A 16,993-nucleotide genomic window follows, 5' to 3' on the forward strand; every position below is an offset into this window, starting at 1 on the left:
CGGGGCCGACTATGATCGCCGCCGATGACTGCGCCGAAACCGCCCCATGACCCGCCGCCCGGCGACGGCGACACCCCGGACGACCTGGCCCGCCGCTTCCTCGATCTCTGGCAAGAGCATTGGACCGCAACCCTGACCGATCCCGAGACGCTGCGCGGCTGGGCCGCCCTGCTGGATCCCGGCCATGTGTCGCGGATCGTGGCGGGCCTGGGCGGGAGGGCCGGCGATGACGCTGCGCCTCGGCCCCCGGCCTCTGCCGCTACATCTGGCCGCGGCGGCGGCGAGCCTGACGAGCGGGATCGCCGCATTGCCGCTCTCGAGGAGCGCGTCGCCCGGCTCGAAGCCGCTGTGGCCGGAACCGCTGCGCCGCGCCGCCGAACGCCTCGCAAGCCTGCCCCCTGACGCCGCCGGCGCGGCCCTGGCGCGGGAGGCGACGCGGCGCGCCGGCGCCTTCCTGACCGGGCTGGAGCGCTACATCCGCCATCCCTATCGCCGCGACCTGCCGGTACCGCCGGTGCTATGGCGGGGCGGATCCGCCAAGCTGCGCGATTACGGCCCCGCCGACGGGCTGCCGCTGCTGGTGGTGCCGTCGATGGTCAACCGCGCCTATGTGCTGGACCTGACGGCGGAGCGAAGCCTGCTGCGCTTCCTGTCGGCGCAGGGCGTGCGGCCGCTGCTGCTGGAATGGGACGTGCCGGACGCGGCCGAGCGCGACGTCACCCTGACCGATGTGATCCTGCGGCGGCTGGAGCCGGCGCTGGACGCCGTTCTCGCGGCTGCGAAAGGACCGATCGGGCTGCTGGGCTACTGCATGGGCGGCACGCTGGCGGCGGCGCTGGCGGCGCGGCGGCCGGACGACATCGCCGGCATCGCCCTCATGGCCGCCCCTTGGGATTTCCATGCCGACGCCCCGCACCAGGCCGAGATCGGCCGGATGGCGGCGGCGGCCAGCCTGCCCGTCGTCGCCTCGCTGGGCGTGCTGCCGGTCGACGGCATCCAGGCGCTGTTCACCACGCTCGACCCGCTGACCGCGCTGCGCAAGTTCAGCGCCTTCGGCCGGCTGGACCCCGGCTCGGCGGAGGCGGCGCGCTTCGTGGCGCTGGAAGACTGGCTGAACGACGGCATCCCGCTGCCGGGGCCGGTGGCGCTGGAATGCCTGGCCGGCTGGTACGGCGAGAACATGCCCGGCCGCGGCGCCTGGCGGATCGACGGCGCTGCGGTGCGGCCGGAAACGATCCGCCGGCCCAGCCTGCACCTGATCCCGGCCCGCGACCGCATCGTGCCGCCGGCCAGCGCCCGCGCCCTGTCCGAGCGCATGCCGGGCGCCGAGCGGATCGAGCCGACGCTCGGCCATATCGGCATGGTGGTGGCCGGCGGCGCCGAGGCGCAGGTGTGGCGGCCGCTGGCGGGATGGCTGGAAGGCGCTATTCGAACCGGACGGACAGGGACACCGGCGCGGCCGAGAGCCCGTCGTAGCGCACCGTCACGGTCCCGCCGGGCACCGGCTGCGCCGGCGGGCCGAAGGAGCCGAGGCTGACCAGCTGGCCGGGCTGCAGCGCTTCGCCCCGCGCCGCGAGGTCCTGGGCCAGCCAGATCACCGCGTTCAGCGGGTGTCCGAGGATGGCGGCGCCCGGCGCCTCGGCCAGCACCTTGCCGGAGCCGTCGGTGAGCGAGACCTGCATGGTCGCCAGCCGCTCGGCGAAGCCGGGCTCGACCGCGATCGGCTGTCCCAGCACGCCGAGGCGGGCGCCGACATTGATCGCGGCGATCAAGGCCGCGGTCGGCTTCTCGTCCGGCGCCAAAGCGAGGTCGGCCAGTTCGATGAAGGGTCGGAGGGCCGAAAGATGCGCCAGCACCTCGGCCGGCGTCTTCGCCTGGTTGACGCCGGCGTCGCCGATCACGGCGATCAGGTCGGCCTCGACCAGCGGCCTGGCGGCGAAGCCGGCCGGGACCGGCGCCCCGATTTCGAGCAACATCCGCTGCAGCAGCACGCCCGAGACCGGGTGGCTGACGCCCAGCCGTTCCTGCATCGCCTTGCCGGTCAGGCCGACCTTGTAGCCGACCGGCGGACCGGCATCCGGGGCGAGATCCCGGACCAGCGTCTTCTGGACGCAGGCGGCGGTGGCGCCGTCGATGCCGGCGAGGCCGGTCACGACCGTCTTCGCCCGCCAGGCCGCGGCCGCGCGGGCGGCAATGACCGCGCAATCCTCGGCCGCCAGCGCTGGCATCGTTCCCACCAGCGCGGCCAGCACGACGGCCCGCAACAACGACTTGCGCATCGATCCCTCCCCCCTTTGGCCAGCCCCTCCCGTCGCGGTTGCACAGGCGGAAGGGCAGTGGCTATCGTCACCTTAGCGCAATTCGACCGGTGCGGCCCGGCCGCGCCGAACAGCATAGGGAAACGCCTTATGGCCAATGTCGTCATCGCCGCAGCCGCGCGCACGCCGGTCGGGGCCTTCAGCGGCGCCTTCGCCGCCGTGCCGGCGCATGAGCTGGGCACCGCCGCGATCACCGCGGCGCTGGGCCGGGCCAAGGTCGAGGCCACCGAGGTCGACGAGGTGGTGCTGGGCCAGGTGCTGACCGCCGCCGCCGGCCAGAACCCGGCCCGCCAGGCCGCGATCGCCGCCGGCGTCCCGCAGGAGGCCACGGCCTACGGCATCAACCAGGTCTGCGGCTCCGGCCTGCGCACCGTCGCCCTCGGCAGCCAGTCGATCGCGCTGGGCGACGCCCGCATCGTCGTCGCCGGCGGGCAGGAGAGCATGTCGCTGGCGCCGCACGCGCTGCATCTGCGCGCCGGCACCAAGATGGGCGACGCCAAGATGGTCGACACCATGATCCGCGACGGGCTGTGGGACGCCTTCAACGGCTACCACATGGGCAACACGGCGGAGAACGTGGCCCGGAAGTGGCAGATCACCCGCGACGAGCAGGACCGCTTCGCCCTGGCGTCGCAGCAGAAGGCGGCGGCGGCGCAGCGCGAGGGCCGGTTCAAGGACGAGATCACCCCGGTCACGGTCAAGGGCCGCAAGGGCGACACCGTGATCGATGCCGACGAGTACCTGAAGCCGGACACCACGATCGAGGTGCTGGCCAAGCTGCGCCCGGCCTTCGACAAGGAGGGCACGGTGACCGCCGGCAACGCCTCCGGCCTCAATGACGGCGCCGCGGCGCTGGTGCTGATGACCGAGGAGGAAGCGGCGCGTCGGGGCATCACCCCGCTCGCCCGCATCGCCTCCTGGGCCACGGCCGGCGTCGACCCGGCGGTGATGGGGTCGGGCCCGATCCCGGCCAGCCGCGCGGCGCTGAAGAAGGCCGGCTGGACCGCCGAGCAGTTGGACCTGGTCGAAGCCAACGAGGCCTTCGCCGCCCAGGCCTGCGCGGTGAACAAGGACATGGGCTGGGATCCGGCCAAGGTGAACGTCAATGGCGGTGCCATCGCCATTGGCCACCCGATCGGCGCCTCGGGCGCCCGGATCCTGACCACCCTGCTCTACGAGATGGGCCGGCGGGACGCGAAGAAGGGCCTGGCCACCCTGTGCATCGGCGGCGGCATGGGCATCGCCCTCTGCGTCGAGCGCTGAGCCCGGCGCCTCCCTGCCGAGGCGCCGTTTCCGGGGCCGCCCGCCGATCTCTCTCGTCGCGGCCGGCGGCCCTTCAATCCAACCCTGGGAGGACGCTATGGGACGTGTAGCGGTTGTGACCGGCGGGACGAGAGGGATTGGCGAGGCGATCTCGCTGGCCCTGAAGGAGAAGGGCTACAAGGTCGCCGCGACCTATGCCGGCAACGATGACGCCGCCCGCGCCTTCAGCGAGCGGCACGGCATCAGCGTCTACAAGTTCGACGTCGCCGATTTCGAGCAGTGCCAGGCCGCGATCGCGAAGATCGAGGCCGATCTCGGGCCAGTCGAGGTGCTGGTCAACAACGCCGGCATCACCCGCGACGGCACCATCCACAAGATGGACCGGAACGCCTGGGATGCGGTGATCGACACCAATCTCGGCTCCTGCTTCAACATGTGCCGCTGCGTCATCGACGGCATGCGCGCCCGCAATTTCGGCCGGATCGTCAACATCGGCTCGATCAACGGCCAGGCCGGACAGTACGGCCAGGTGAACTACGCCGCGGCGAAGTCCGGCATCCACGGCTTCACCAAGGCGCTGGCGCAGGAAGGCGCCGGCAAGGGCATCACCGTCAACGCCATTGCGCCGGGCTATATCGACACCGACATGGTCCGCGCCGTGCCGCCGAACGTGCTGGAGAAGATCGTCGCCAAGGTGCCGGTCGGCCGCCTGGGCAAGGCGTCGGAGATCGCCCGCGGCGTGCTGTTCCTGGTCGACGACGAGGCCGGCTTCATCACCGGCTCGACCCTGTCGATCAACGGCGGCCAGCATATGTACTGAGACGCTGCGTCGGGGCGGGCCACCCCCGTCCCGACGCAGCGAGCGGCAGGTCTTCCCAGGCATTACAAGATCCGATACATTCGATAAATATTTAGGGAAATTTTCCGACACACTTATGCTTGCGACCCTGTCGCGGTCGCGCCTGGGGGAGACCATCCGATGTCGTCAAGCCAAGCGGCCGGTATCGGCGACAGCATATCCGAAATGCCGGTGTCCACCGGCGGCTGGGGACGAAGCACGACGGTGAGCGCGACCGGCGTGCAGAACATCGACGCCTTGCTGTCCGGCGTCAAATGGAGCGCCAGCACGATCACCGTCTCGTTTCCCGGCACGGCCAGCGCCTACGGATCGGGGTACTCGGAGGCCCTTCACGAGTTCCGGCCGGTGACGAGCGCGATGGTCAACGCGGCCCGTGTCGTCTTCGGCCAAGTGATGACCTTCACCAATCTCGGCATCTCCGAGACCAGCCAGCATTCGACGGCCAATATCCGGCTGGCGCATTCGTCCGATGCCGAACCCACCGCCTATGCCTATTACCCAGGCACCGGCACCAAGGCGGGCGACATCTGGTTTTCCGGCACGGACTATGACGCCCCAGCCCGCGGAAACTATGCCTGGTTCACCATGCTGCACGAGATCGGGCACGCGCTCGGCCTGAAGCATGGCAATGAGGCCGGCGGCGTGGCGGGCGTCGCGATGCAGTACGCCTATGACGCGCAGGAATATTCCCTGATGACGTATCGGAGCTATGTCGGCGCTCCGACGGACTACGTCTACAACGAAGATCACAGCTTCGCGCAAACTTACATGATGTACGACATCGCTGCACTGCAGGAGATGTACGGCGCAGACTACAACACCAATTCCGGAAACAATGTCTACACCTTCTCGCCGACCAGCGGCACGATGTTCATCGACGGGCGCAGCCAGGGCACGCCGGCCGGCAACCGCATCTTCCTGACGGTTTGGGACGGCGGCGGCAACGACACCTATGACTTCTCGAACTATGGCACCAATCTGACGGTGGATCTGCGGCCGGGGAGCTATTCGAGGTTGTCGTCGGAGCAAATCGCCGACCTGGGAAACGACCATCGGGCGAAAGGCAACGTCTACAACGCCCTCCTGCATGACAACGACCCGCGATCGCTGATCGAGAACGCTCGCGGCGGCGGCGGCAACGACACGATCGTCGGCAACCAAGCGAACAACCAGCTCTTCGGCGGGGCCGGAAACGACACGCTCGACGGCGGCGCCGGCAGCGACGTCCTGAACGGCGGCACCGGCACCGACACGGCGGTGATCCATGCCCGGCTGACGCAGACCGCCGTATCCTCCAGCCAGGGCCGCCCCGTCCTCGACGGGCCCCAGGGGCACGACACCCTGGTCGACGTCGAGCAGTACAGGTTCGACGACGGGACCGTCGTCCAGGCCGACGGCAATGTCGAGGTCGACGACCTGTTCTACTACGACGCGAATCGCGACGTCTGGAACGCCCATGTCGACCCGGAGATCCATTACGCCCGGTCCGGCTGGAAGGAGGGGCGCAACCCCAACGCCCTGTTCGACACGGACTACTATCTGGCCCACAATCCGGACATCGCGGCAGCGAAGATCAATCCGCTCGAGCACTACCATCTCTTCGGCTGGAAAGAGGGCCGCGATCCCTCGGCGCAGTTCGACAGCAGCGCCTATCGGGCCATCAACACCGATGTCGCGGCGGCCCGTATCGACCCGCTCGAGCACTATCTCAGCGCCGGGGCATCCGAAGGGCGCAGCTACAAGGTGTTCGCCAGCGCCAGCAATCTTCGCGCCGTCACCATCTCCTTCTCCGGGCCAGAGGTGACTCTTCGGGATTCGACCGGGTCTCACGATGGCGCCGGGCTGGAGCAGTACAAGTTCCGGGATGGCTCGATCGACCAGCGCGACGGCAACTACGAGGTCGACGACCTGTTCTACTACAGCAGGAATCCCGATGTCTGGGCGGCACGGGCCGACGCGGACACGCACTATGCGCGGAATGGCTGGCGCGAAGGCCGCGACCCGAATGCGTTTTTCGACACGGACGGCTATCTCGCGCACAATCCGGACGTCGCGGCGGCGAGAATCAATCCGCTCGAGCACTACCATCTCTTCGGATGGAAGGAGGGGCGGGACCCATCGGCCGCCTTCGACACCCAGGCCTATCTGGCGGCGAACCCGGACATCGCCGCCGCCCGGATCGACCCTCTCGAGCACTATCTGCGCTTCGGGCTGTACGAGGGCCGCGCCGCCCCCAATGACAGTGTCTGGGGCTGAGGGACCCGTCAGGCCGCTGCCTCGGCCAAGGGCCTGACAGCAGTCCTTCCTGTCTCCCCCGTTCCCTCCACCCGGTCCCGGAAGCTCTGGCCCCAGGCCTTCATGGCGTCGAGCACCGGGGCCAGGGTGCGGCCGTATTCGGTCAGCGAATACTCCACCCGCGGCGGCACCTCGGCGAAGACCTGCCGGTGCAGGATGCCGTCCGCCTCCAGCTCGCGCAGCTGCAGCGTCAGCGAGCGCTGCGTCGCGCCGCCGACGGTCTTCCGCAGCTCGCCGAAGCGCTTCGGCCCTTCCAGCAACTGGTACAGGATCACCGGCTTCCACTTGCCGCCCATGACGGCGAGCGTGACCTCGACCGCACAGCCATAGGGCCGGCGGGCCTGTTCTCGTGGCGGCATTTCGTCTCCATAGGTGCAAAAGAGTATCCTATGGCAAGAAATGTTGCCTTCTTGCGCAAAGGCCTGCAAGCCGCAACATGGCGTCCATGCCGCCGGTCCGGCGGCGATCCCGAGCCCTCATCGGAGAGATTCGAGCCATGCGCCAGTACCGCTTCCCCCGCATCGGCAGCATCGACGACCTCACCCTCGCCGAGACCGAGACGCCGGTCCCCGGCCGCGGCCAGGCGCTGGTCCGGCTGCGCGCGGCGTCGCTGAACTACCGCGACCTGATGGTCGCCACCGGCCGCTACAGCCGCGGCCCGGCGCTGCCCGACCTGGTGCCGCTGTCCGACGGCGCCGGCGAGGTGGTGGCGGTCGGCCCGGACGTGACCCGGGTCAAGGTCGGCGACCGCGTCGCCGGCATCTTCATGCAGAGCTGGATCGGCGGCGAGATCGACGCCGCCGATCACGCCAGCGCCCTGGGCGGCGCGGCCCATGGCGTGCTGGCCGAATACCGGGTCTTCGACCAGGACGGGCTGGTGCACCTGCCCGACCATCTGTCCTTCGAAGAGGGCGCGGCCCTGCCCTGCGCCGGGGTGACCGCCTGGAACGCGCTCTATGGCGGCCAGCATCCGCTGCAGCCGGGCGAGACCGTGCTGGTGCTGGGCACCGGCGGCGTCTCGATCCTGGCGTTGCAATTCGCCCATGCCGCCGGGGCCCGGGTGATCGCCACCTCCTCCAGCGACGCCAAGCTGGAGCAGGCGAAGGCGCTGGGCGCAGCCGAGCTGATCAACTACCGCCGCCATCCGGAGTGGGAGAAGGAGGTGCTGCGCCTGACCGGCGGGCGCGGCGTCGACCATGTCATCGAGGTCGGCGGCGCCGGCACGGTGCCGAAGTCGATCGCCGCCACCCGGATCGGCGGCTTCGTGCAGCTGATCGGCGTGCTGACCGCCGGCAGCCCGTTCGAGCCGACGCCCCTGATCGGCCGGTCGGTGACGCTGCGCGGCCTCTATGTCGGCTCGCGCCAGATGTTCGAGGCGATGAACCGGCACATCGCGCAGGCCGGCATCCGCCCGGTGATCGACCGGGTCTTCCCGTTCGAGCAGGCCAAGGACGCCTACCGCCACCTCGAAGCGGCCGGCCATGTCGGCAAGATCGTGATCGCAATCGGGTGACGAAGCGGCGGTCGGGCCTGACCCGCAACGGGCCAGTCCGGCCGCCAGTTCAACTCACCAGAGCGACCCGCCGACCTTTCCAGTCTTCAAGTCGACCGTGAAGAAATCTACCCAACCGACATTGCTGGCATCACGGCTGCAGCACAGGATTCGGGCGACGGTCGCATTCGTTTCCTGACCCGCCTTGACCCGCACACCGTCCTCCCACAGCTCGATCCCCTGCGCTGTGTCCGTGTCCCGGATCCGCCACAAGGCGACCGTCTTCAGATCCCACACCCCGGCCGGCAAGTCGGTGAACTCGAAATATCCCTGTGAATTGCATATGGCGTCCCGCTGAACTCCCCGATCCTTGGGAGCGTTCGGCCCGACGGCCAGTACCTTCAGCCGGGCACAAGTGACCATGTCGCCGGTGGGCAGGATAACATAGCCGCGTCCCCGGACCGTCCCGGTCGCCGGCTGAGCCGAGGACGCCACCACGCCGGCGTCGGCAGCCGATGCCGACGACTGGGCCTTAGGCGTTGCGGTGTTGCATGCGGCAAGCAGGAGCGCGACGGCCAGACCGGCGCCCTTTTCCAAAAGCTTCATGAAATCCTCCTCGAAATTCCGGCTGGCGGGCCTATCGGCGCAACCGGTCGGAGAAGGGTATCACGCCGGTTTCGATCAGCCAGGATGTCGGCTGGCGTCTAAGGAGCTGCAAGTGCGTCTTCTCGAAGCCAGATCGGCCTGCAGCTGGGCGGATAGGTCGTCCAGACGCAACGATTGGACGTCCTCGCGATCGGGTGACCTCAGAGGAAGCCCCGGGGCGGCTTTTGCCAGCCCCGCCACCTCTCGAGCCCCAGATCGGCCCGGACATGCTCAGAGAGGTCGCCCGGGCGAAGCACGGGACGACGGCGCCGCAGCAGCGACGCGAACGACAGAATCGTTCCGGCGAGGCGGCGCAGCGCCATCGGCAGCCGTGCCGGAAGGACGGCCGGCACGGCGCTCACCCCGGCACCACGGCGAGCACGTCGAGCTCGAACAGCAGCCCTTCACGGAAGAATCGCGACACTTGCAGCGTCGTGCTGACCGGCGGCGCCGCGATGTTGACGTAGCGGTCACGCACCGCGCGCAGGGCCGGCCCCTGGGCGGCGAAGTCGGTGACGAACATGCCGAGCCGGATCACATGCTCGAAGCCGCTGCCGGCGGCGGCCAGGCCGGCCTTGACGTTCTCGAAGGCCTGTTCGGCCTGGGCGGCGAAATCCGGTCCGGTGATCGTCCCGTCCGGGCGGATGCCGACCTGGCCGGCGAGTTGGACCAGCCGGGCGCCGGCCGGGATCATAGCCACCTGCGAATAGCCGTTCGGCGCCGGCATGGTCTCGGGGTTGAAGAAGATAGGAAGATTTGAAGACATCGTGGCCATCCGTCTGGAAGGGATGGGCGGACGATGCGCCGCTCCGCTCGGCCGAACCACGCAGGGCCTCGCGGCAAATCATAAGCCCGGCTTATACTGAGCCATGACGACCGACAGCCTGCCCCTGCCCGCCCTGCACGCCTTCGAGGCAGCGGCGCGGCATGTCAGCTTCACCCGCGCGGCGGAGGAGTTGGGGCTGACCCAGGCGGCCGTCAGCTACCACGTCAAGCGGCTGGAGGAACGGCTGGGCGCGCCGCTGTTCGCCCGCCGCGGCCGCAGCCTAGCCTTGACTGAGACCGGGGAGCGGCTGGCGGCCGAGGTGGTCGACGCTTTCGGCCGGCTGCGCGCCGCGGTCGGCAGCGAGGTGGATGCGGCGGGTCGCACCCTGACGATCGTTTCGGTGCCCACCTTCACCACCCATTGGCTGGCGCCGCGCCGGGGCGCCTTCCAGGCCGCGCATCCGGAGCTGACGGTCAAGCTCGCCACCAGCACCGAGCTCGGCGACAGCATCGAAGGCGAGCTGACCGCCGATATCGAGATCCGTGCCGGGCCAAGCGGCTTTCCGCCGCGCTTCATCGCCCACCAACTGCTGGAGGTTCGCCTCGCCTGCGTGGTGGCGCCGCGGCTCGCGGCCGGGCTGCGCGAACCGGCGGATGTGCTGTCGCTACCGCTGATCGGCATGAGCATGAGCTGGGACGCCTGGTTCGAGGCGGCCGGCGTCGAGGCCCCGACGGCCATTCGGAAGCCGGCGCCGCGCTTCGACAACCAGGCGGCCTCGGCGCAGGCCGCCGCGGGCGGGCTGGGCGCGGCCCTGGTCACGCCCGACTTCTTCGCCGAGGATCTGGCCACTGGACGGCTGGTCGCGCCCTTTCCGCTTCTGGTCGACCGCGCCAAGGGTTACTGGCTGGTCTACGCCGCGGACCAGCGTCATCGGCCCAAGATCCGCGCCTTCCGAGACTGGATCGTCGCAGCAGCCGCCGCGGGTTCGAGGCCATGAAAAAAGGGCGGCCCCAAGGCCGCCCCGATCCTTCGCCGGCGTTCCGGTCAGGACGCCGAGGCGTCTGCCGGCTGCAGGCCGAGGATGGTCTCGATCTCCCGCGTCACCGTATCGATGTCGGCCATGCCGTCGACCGCCTTCAGGAGCCCCTTGTCACGGTAATAGGGGATGATCGGCGCGGTCTGCTCGCGATAGACGGCGAGGCGCTTGCGCAGCGTCTCCTCGGTGTCGTCGGAGCGCTTCTCGGCCGACTGGGCGGCGCGGTTGGCGACGCGGGCGAACAGCGCCGCTTCGTCGACCTTCATCTCGATCACCACGGCCAGGGACTTGCCGTGCCGGCCCAGCATCTCGTCCAGCCCCTGGGCCTGGCGCACGGTGCGCGGGAAGCCGTCGAGGATGAAGCCGCGGTCGCAGTCGGGCTGCGCGATCCGCTCCGCGATCATGTCGAGCATGGTCTCGTCGGTGACCAGATCGCCGCGGTCCAGGACCTCCTTCACCTGCCGGCCCAGCGGCGTGCCGGCGGCGATCGCCGCCCGCAGCATGTCGCCGGTCGAGAGCTGCTTCAGCCCGTACCGATCCTCCAGCCGTTTCGCCTGCGTCCCCTTCCCTGCCCCGGGCGGGCCCAACAGGATCAAATTCATCGACGGCTCCCCCGCAGCTTCGATTTCTTGATCAGCCCTTCATACTGATGGGCCAGGAGATGGGAATGGACCTGGGCCACCGTATCCATGGTGACCGTGACCACGATCAGCAGGCTGGTGCCGCCGAAGTAGAACGGCACCGCGTATTGCGACGTCAGGAACTCCGGCAGCAGGCAGACCACCGTCAGATAGGCGGCGCCGATCACGGTGATCCGGGTCAGCACATAGTCGATGTAGTCGGCGGTCGACTTGCCCGGGCGGATGCCGGGGATGAAGCCGCCATACTTCTTCAGGTTGTCGGCCGTCTCCTCCGGGTTGAAGACGATCGCGGTGTAGAAGAAGCAGAAGAAGATGATCAGCGCGGCATAGAGCGCCATGAACAGCGGCTGGCCATGCGCCAGCTGCGTCGCGATCCAGGACACCCAGCCACCGGCGCCCTCGGCCTGGTTGCCGGCAAAGCCGATCAGCGTCGCCGGCAGCAGCAGCAGCGACGAGGCGAAGATCGGCGGGATCACGCCCGAGGTGTTGAGCTTGAGCGGCAGGTGCGAGCTCTCGCCGCCGAACATGCGGTTGCCGACCTGGCGCTTGGGGTACTGCACCAGCAGGCGGCGCTGCGCCCGCTCCATGTAGACGATGAAGAAGATCACCGCCACGCACAGCACCAGCAGCACCAGGATAACGAAGGGCGACAGTGCGCCCGTCCGGCCCAGCTCCAGCATCTGTACCAGGGCGTGCGGCAGCGAGGCGACGATGCCGGTGAAGATGATCAGTGAGATGCCGTTGCCGACGCCGCGCGAGGTGATCTGCTCGCCCAGCCACATCAGGAACATGGTGCCGCCGACGATGGTGACCACCGTGGTGAAGCGGAAGTACCAGCCGGGGTCCACCACCGCCGCGCCCATCGAGCCGTGCACGCTCTCGAGCCCGACCGCCAGCGCATAGGCCTGGGCCGTGGCCAGGACCACGGTGAAGTAGCGGGTGTACTGGTTGATCTTCTTGCGCCCGGCCTCGCCCTCCTTCTTCAGCGCCTCGAGCGTCGGCGACACCGCCGTCAGGAGCTGGATGATGATGGAGGCCGAGATGTACGGCATGATGTTCAGCGCGAAGATCGTCATGCGACCCAGCGCGCCGCCGGCGAACATGTTGAGGATGCCGAGGAGGCCGCCGCCCTGCTGGGTGAAGATCTCCGACAGCACGCGGGGATCGATGCCCGGAATCGGCACATAAGTGCCGATGCGGTAGATGATCAGCGCGCCAAGGGTGAACCAGATGCGCTTGCGGAGCTCCGTCGCCTTGGCGAAGGCGCCGAAGTTCAGGTTCGCAGCGAGCTGTTCTGCAGCAGATGCCATGCAAGGCCTCGAATGAAAAAAGGCGGGGACTGCGAACATGCGCGGTCCCCGCCCCTGTTTTACCCGCGTTGGACGGCGGCGTTAAGCCTGGGACGACGCCCCTGCGTCACTGTCGACAGCCTCGGCCGGGGCCGGGCTGGTCTGGACCACCGAGCCGCCGGCCTTCTCCACCGCCGCGACCGCAGCCGCCGAGGCGCTGTGGACGTGCAGGGTGACCTTGGCCGAGAGTTCGCCCTTGGCCAGCAGCCGGACGCCGTCCAGCGACTTGGCGATCAGGCCGCCGGCGACCAGCGCCTCGGCGTCGACCGGCTTGGCCGCGTCGATGCGCCCGGCCTCGATCGCCTTCTGCAGGCGGCCGAGATTGACCACGGCGTAGTTCGACCGGAACTTCTTGTTGTTGAAGCCCCGCTTCGGCAGCCGCATGTAGATCGGCATCTGGCCGCCCTCGAAGCCCTTGAGGGCGACGCCGGTACGGCTCTTCTGTCCCTTCACACCACGGCCGCCGGTCTTGCCCTTGCCGGAGCCGATGCCGCGGCCGACGCGGATGCGCGACTTGCGCGCGCCCGCATTGTCGCGGAGATCGTTGAGTTTCGTCATGTTCGCTCCTAGAGCGATCCCGGTCCCTCGGAGGGACCGGCGCCGCTCGTGACATCTAAGCCGTGAGCGGCGGGCCTCAGCCCGCCTGCTCGACCCGCACCAGGTGCTTGACCTTCTCGATCATCCCGCGCACCGCCGGAGTGTCCTCCAGCTCGCGCGTGCGATGCAGCTTGTTGAGGCCGAGGCCGATCAGCGTCTGGCGCTGATCCTCGCGACGGCCGATCGGGCTGCCGATCTGGGTGACGATCACGGTCGCCTTCTCAGCCATTCGCGGCCTCCACCACCTCGACGCCACCCTCGCGCTTGCCCGGGGTGCCGATGATGTCGGCGACGCGCTTGCCGCGCCGGGCGGCGACGGCCCGCGGGCCCTCGATCGTCCGCAGCGCCTCGAAGGTCGCCTTGATCATGTTGTGCGGGTTCGACGTGCCGATCGACTTGGCGACGACGTCCTGGACGCCCAGCGCCTCGAAGATCGCGCGCATCGGACCGCCGGCGATGATGCCGGTGCCCTGGGTGGCGCTGCGGAGCTGGACCTTGCCGGCGCCGAAGTGACCCAGGATGTCATGATGCAGCGTCCGGCCCTCGCGCAGCGGAACGCGGATCATGCTGCGCTTCGCCTGCTCGGTCGCCTTGCGGATCGCCTCCGGCACCTCGCGGGCCTTGCCCGAGCCGTAGCCGACCCGGCCGCGGCCGTCGCCGGTCACGACCAGCGCGGCGAAGCCGAAGCGCCGCCCGCCCTTCACCACCTTCGCGACGCGGTTGATGGAGACGAGCTTCTCGATCAGCTCCTCACCCGCCTCGCGCTCGCTCGGGCGCTTGTCGCCACGATCCCGCGGACCGCGCGTGTCTCTGCTTTCGCGTGCCATGCGCGTCCTCCTCAGAAGTCCAGGCCGCCCTCACGGGCGGCATCGGCTAGGGCCTTGACCCGGCCGTGATACAGGTAGTGCCCACGATCGAACACGACCTTGTCGACCCCGGCGGCCTTGGCGCGCTCCGCCAGGAGCTTGCCGACCGCGGCGGCGGCCTCGATGGTGGCGCCGGTCTTCAGCGACCCGCGCAGGTCCTTCTCGATCGACGAGGCGGCGGCAAGGGTCTTGCCGGCCTGGTCGTCGATGACCTGGGCGTAGATCTGCTTGGAGGACCGGAACACGGACAGGCGAACCCGGCCATAGCGGGCCTGGCTCAGCTTGTGGCGGAGACGCCCCTTGCGGCGCTCGCGCAGCTCGTTGGTCTTGGTGGTCATCCCGGCCGTCCTTACTTCTTCTTGCCTTCTTTGCGCAGGATGGTCTCGGTCTCGTACTTGATGCCCTTGCCCTTGAACGGCTCGGGCTTCTTGTACCCGCGGATCTCCGCGGCGACCTGGCCAACGCGCTGCTTGTCGAAGCCGGTGATCGAGATCGAGGTCGGCTTCTCGCACTTGATCGCGATCCCCTCGGGGATCGGATAGCGCACCTCATGGCTGAAGCCGAGGGTCAGCACCAGCTCCTTCCCCTGGACCGCGGCGCGGTAACCGACGCCGTTGATCTCGAGGTTGGTGGTGAAGCCCTCGCTGACACCCACGACCATGTTGTTGATCAGGGTGCGGCTGGTGGCCCACATGGTCTGCGCCAGGCGCGACTGGCTCTTCGGCTCGACCTTGATCGCGCCGTCTTCCATCGTGACCTTGATCTCGTCGTTGACGACGAGCTTGAGCTGGCCGAGCTTGCCCTTGACCGAGACGTCCTGGCCCTGGACGGCGGCCTGGACCCCCGCCGGGACCTTGACCGCGTGCTTGCCGATTCGTGACATCGCCGGTCTCCTCAGAACACGCGGGCGAGGATCTCGCCGCCGACATTGGCGGCGCGGGCCTCGACATCGGACATCACGCCGCGCGGCGTCGACAGGATGGAGATGCCCAGCCCGTTGTACACCTTCGGCAGGTCCTTGATGCCGGAGTAGACGCGGCGGCCCGGCTTCGACACGCGGTCGATGCGCTTGATGGCCGGCTGGCCCTCGGCATATTTCAGCTCGACCTTGATCTGCGCGATGCCGGGCTGGACCTCGTGGGTCTCGTAGCCGCGGATGTAGCCTTCGCGCTTCAGCACGTCGAGGACATTGGCCCGCAGCTTCGACGCCGGCGTCTCGATCACGGACTTGCCGGACCGCTGGCCATTGCGGATGCGGGTGAGCAGATCGCCCAACGGATCACTCAGCGACATGGTCCGTACTCCTTACCAGCTCGACTTGACCATGCCGGGGATCTGCCCGCGCGAGGCCAGCTCACGCAGCGCGATACGGCTCAGCTTGAAGCGGCGGTAGAACGCCTTCGGACGACCGGTCAGCTCGCACCGGTTGTGGATGCGCACCGGGGAGGAGTTCCGCGGCAGCTCCGCCAGCTTCAGGCGGGCGGCGAAACGGTCTTCCATCGGCAGGCTTTGGTCGTTGGCGACCGCCTTCAGGCGCTCGCGGCGGCCGGCGAACGCCTTCGCCAGCTTCTCGCGGCGCTTGTTCTTCTCGACCGAGCTCTTCTTGGCCATGATCTAATCCTTGCTCGTTCAGCTGACGAACGGGAAATCGAAGCCCTTGAGGAGCGCACGCGCCTCGTCGTCGGTCTTCGCGGTCGTCACGATAACGATGTCCATTCCCCGGACCGTCTCGATCTTGTCGTAGTCGATCTCGGGGAACACGATCTGCTCCTTGATGCCGAGGGCATAGTTGCCCCGGCCGTCGAACGCCTTCGGCGACAGCCCGCGGAAGTCGCGGACGCGCGGCAGGGCGATGTTCACCAGACGGTCGAGGAACTCGTACATCCGGTCGCGGCGCAGAGTCACCTTGGTGCCGATCGACATGCCTTCACGCAGCTTGAAGGTCGCGATCGACTTCCGGGCCTTGGTCGTCACCGGCTTCTGGCCGGAGATCGCGGTCAGCTCGGACACGGCCGCCTGGATCTTCTTGCTGTCGGCAACGGCGTCGCCGACACCCATGTTGATGACGATCTTCTCGATCCGGGGCACCTGCAGGTCGTTCTTGTAGGCGAAGTCCTGCTTCAGCTTCGGCCGGACGACCTTGTCGTAATGGTCCTTGAGACGGGGCATGGCCATCCTCACCGATCAATCACTTCGCCGGAGGCCTTGGCGACCCGGACCTTGCGGCCGTCCTCGAGCGTCTTGAAGCCGACGCGGGTCGGCTGGCCGCTCTTCGGGTCGACATGCGCCACGTTCGAGACGTGCAGCGCAGCCTCCTGCTCCACGATCCCGCCCTGCGTCTTCGCGGACTGGCGGGTGTGGCGCTTCACGATGTTCACGCCGCGGACGACGACACGATCGTCGGCCGGACGAACCTCGATGACCTCGCCCTTCTTGCCCTTGTCACGGCCGGCGAGGACGACGACCTGGTCGCCCTTCTTGATCTTCGCAGCCATCACAGCACCTCGGGAGCGAGCGAGATGATCTTCATGAACTTCTTGGCCCGCAGCTCGCGCGTCACGGGCCCGAAGATGCGGGTGCCGACCGGCTCGCCCTGCTTGTTGATCAGCACGGCCGCGTTGCGGTCGAACTTGATCGTCGAGCCATCCGGGCGGCGCAGTTCCTTGGCGGTCCGAACGATGACGGCGCGGTGCACGTCACCCTTCTTCACGCGGCCCCGCGGAATCGCCTCCTTGATCGACACGACGATGACGTCGCCGACAGTGGCGGTCCGGCGGTGGGAACCGCCCAGCACCTTGATGCACATCACCCGACGGGCGCCGGAATTGTCGGCGACGTCCAGGTTCGTCTGCATCTGAATCATGGT

Annotated in this window: 22 protein-coding genes; 6 read left to right on the forward strand and 16 right to left on the reverse strand. The window is 68.6% G+C overall.

Going from position 1 to position 16,993, the window contains the following annotated elements:
- Window positions 1–226 precede the first annotated feature (226 nt).
- On the forward strand, window positions 227–1,537 hold the full coding sequence (locus LG391_RS05865; protein ID WP_225767045.1) for an alpha/beta fold hydrolase: 1,311 nt from the start codon (window positions 227–229) through the stop codon (window positions 1,535–1,537).
- Here LG391_RS05865 and LG391_RS05870 read toward each other — a convergent pair.
- Window positions 1,425–2,279 carry a 2-keto-4-pentenoate hydratase gene (locus LG391_RS05870; protein ID WP_225767046.1) on the reverse strand — a complete coding sequence of 285 codons (855 nt, stop codon included), beginning with the start codon at window positions 2,277–2,279 and terminating at the stop codon, window positions 1,425–1,427. The genes LG391_RS05865 and LG391_RS05870 overlap by 113 nt on opposite strands.
- A gap of 129 nt (window positions 2,280–2,408) precedes the next feature.
- Between LG391_RS05870 and LG391_RS05875 the strand changes: the two genes are divergently transcribed.
- The 3 genes from LG391_RS05875 (at window position 2,409) to LG391_RS05885 (ending at window position 6,696) form a co-directional block, all read left to right on the forward strand.
- Window positions 2,409–3,581, forward strand: coding sequence for an acetyl-CoA C-acetyltransferase (locus LG391_RS05875; protein ID WP_225767047.1), 1,173 nt, complete (start codon window positions 2,409–2,411; stop codon window positions 3,579–3,581).
- A 97-nt stretch (window positions 3,582–3,678) separates the two neighbouring features.
- Window positions 3,679–4,401 carry an acetoacetyl-CoA reductase gene (phbB, locus tag LG391_RS05880; protein WP_225767048.1) on the forward strand — a complete coding sequence of 241 codons (723 nt, stop codon included), beginning with the start codon at window positions 3,679–3,681 and terminating at the stop codon, window positions 4,399–4,401.
- Between the two features lie 204 nt (window positions 4,402–4,605).
- Window positions 4,606–6,696, forward strand: a complete 2,091-nt coding sequence (locus tag LG391_RS05885; RefSeq protein ID WP_225767049.1) for a M10 family metallopeptidase — start codon at window positions 4,606–4,608, stop codon at window positions 6,694–6,696.
- Window positions 6,697–6,704: 8 nt separating this feature from the next.
- On the opposite strand, the gene LG391_RS05890 is transcribed toward LG391_RS05885, so the two are convergent.
- A complete protein-coding gene (locus LG391_RS05890; RefSeq protein ID WP_225767050.1) occupies window positions 6,705–7,094 on the reverse strand; it encodes a helix-turn-helix domain-containing protein in 390 nt (129 codons plus the stop codon).
- A gap of 137 nt (window positions 7,095–7,231) precedes the next feature.
- On the opposite strand from LG391_RS05890, the gene LG391_RS05895 reads away from it, so the two are divergent.
- Complete coding sequence (locus LG391_RS05895) at window positions 7,232–8,248, forward strand: NAD(P)-dependent alcohol dehydrogenase (protein ID WP_225767051.1); 1,017 nt, start codon at window positions 7,232–7,234, stop codon at window positions 8,246–8,248.
- A 54-nt stretch (window positions 8,249–8,302) separates the two neighbouring features.
- Here the strand turns inward: LG391_RS05895 and LG391_RS05900 are convergent, their stop codons facing one another.
- A complete protein-coding gene (locus LG391_RS05900) occupies window positions 8,303–8,833 on the reverse strand; it encodes a carboxypeptidase-like regulatory domain-containing protein (protein ID WP_225767052.1) in 531 nt (176 codons plus the stop codon).
- A 397-nt stretch (window positions 8,834–9,230) separates the two neighbouring features.
- A complete protein-coding gene (locus LG391_RS05905) occupies window positions 9,231–9,638 on the reverse strand; it encodes a RidA family protein (protein ID WP_225767053.1) in 408 nt (135 codons plus the stop codon).
- A gap of 103 nt (window positions 9,639–9,741) precedes the next feature.
- Here LG391_RS05905 and LG391_RS05910 point away from each other — a divergent pair, with 103 nt between their 5' ends.
- Window positions 9,742–10,635, forward strand: coding sequence for a LysR substrate-binding domain-containing protein (locus LG391_RS05910; RefSeq protein WP_225767054.1), 894 nt, complete (start codon window positions 9,742–9,744; stop codon window positions 10,633–10,635).
- A 47-nt stretch (window positions 10,636–10,682) separates the two neighbouring features.
- Here LG391_RS05910 and LG391_RS05915 read toward each other — a convergent pair whose 3' ends face one another.
- From LG391_RS05915 to rplN, 12 genes are all read right to left on the reverse strand, one after another.
- Entirely contained in the window at window positions 10,683–11,276 is a 594-nt protein-coding gene (locus LG391_RS05915; protein WP_225767055.1) for an adenylate kinase, read from the reverse strand.
- A complete protein-coding gene (gene secY, locus LG391_RS05920) occupies window positions 11,273–12,625 on the reverse strand; it encodes a preprotein translocase subunit SecY (RefSeq protein ID WP_225767056.1) in 1,353 nt (450 codons plus the stop codon). The genes LG391_RS05915 and secY overlap by 4 nt, the downstream gene beginning before the upstream one ends.
- A gap of 81 nt (window positions 12,626–12,706) precedes the next feature.
- Window positions 12,707–13,222 carry a 50S ribosomal protein L15 gene (gene rplO / locus LG391_RS05925; RefSeq protein ID WP_225767057.1) on the reverse strand — a complete coding sequence of 172 codons (516 nt, stop codon included), beginning with the start codon at window positions 13,220–13,222 and terminating at the stop codon, window positions 12,707–12,709.
- Between the two features lie 76 nt (window positions 13,223–13,298).
- Window positions 13,299–13,490 carry a 50S ribosomal protein L30 gene (gene rpmD, locus LG391_RS05930; RefSeq protein WP_225767058.1) on the reverse strand — a complete coding sequence of 64 codons (192 nt, stop codon included), beginning with the start codon at window positions 13,488–13,490 and terminating at the stop codon, window positions 13,299–13,301.
- The gene (gene rpsE / locus LG391_RS05935) at window positions 13,483–14,088 is read right to left on the reverse strand and encodes a 30S ribosomal protein S5 (protein WP_225767059.1); all 606 of its coding nucleotides are present in this window, start codon (window positions 14,086–14,088) and stop codon (window positions 13,483–13,485) included. Before rpsE ends, rpmD begins: the two co-directional genes overlap by 8 nt.
- 11 nt (window positions 14,089–14,099) lie before the next feature.
- Window positions 14,100–14,465, reverse strand: a complete 366-nt coding sequence (gene rplR / locus LG391_RS05940; RefSeq protein ID WP_225767060.1) for a 50S ribosomal protein L18 — start codon at window positions 14,463–14,465, stop codon at window positions 14,100–14,102.
- A gap of 11 nt (window positions 14,466–14,476) precedes the next feature.
- The gene (gene rplF / locus LG391_RS05945; RefSeq protein ID WP_225767061.1) at window positions 14,477–15,010 is read right to left on the reverse strand and encodes a 50S ribosomal protein L6; all 534 of its coding nucleotides are present in this window, start codon (window positions 15,008–15,010) and stop codon (window positions 14,477–14,479) included.
- An 11-nt stretch (window positions 15,011–15,021) separates the two neighbouring features.
- The gene (gene rpsH, locus LG391_RS05950; RefSeq protein ID WP_225767062.1) at window positions 15,022–15,420 is read right to left on the reverse strand and encodes a 30S ribosomal protein S8; all 399 of its coding nucleotides are present in this window, start codon (window positions 15,418–15,420) and stop codon (window positions 15,022–15,024) included.
- A 12-nt stretch (window positions 15,421–15,432) separates the two neighbouring features.
- Window positions 15,433–15,738, reverse strand: a complete 306-nt coding sequence (gene rpsN, locus LG391_RS05955; protein ID WP_225767063.1) for a 30S ribosomal protein S14 — start codon at window positions 15,736–15,738, stop codon at window positions 15,433–15,435.
- An 18-nt stretch (window positions 15,739–15,756) separates the two neighbouring features.
- Window positions 15,757–16,296 (reverse strand): 50S ribosomal protein L5, encoded by a 540-nt coding sequence (rplE, locus tag LG391_RS05960; protein WP_225767064.1) that lies wholly within the window; start codon window positions 16,294–16,296, stop codon window positions 15,757–15,759.
- A gap of 8 nt (window positions 16,297–16,304) precedes the next feature.
- Entirely contained in the window at window positions 16,305–16,625 is a 321-nt protein-coding gene (rplX, locus tag LG391_RS05965) for a 50S ribosomal protein L24 (protein WP_225767065.1), read from the reverse strand.
- Entirely contained in the window at window positions 16,622–16,990 is a 369-nt protein-coding gene (rplN, locus tag LG391_RS05970) for a 50S ribosomal protein L14 (RefSeq protein ID WP_026873847.1), read from the reverse strand. Before rplN ends, rplX begins: the two co-directional genes overlap by 4 nt.
- Window positions 16,991–16,993 lie beyond the last annotated feature (3 nt).

The organism is Inquilinus sp. Marseille-Q2685 (genome assembly GCF_916619195.1).
GTDB lineage: Bacteria > Pseudomonadota > Alphaproteobacteria > DSM-16000 > Inquilinaceae > Inquilinus.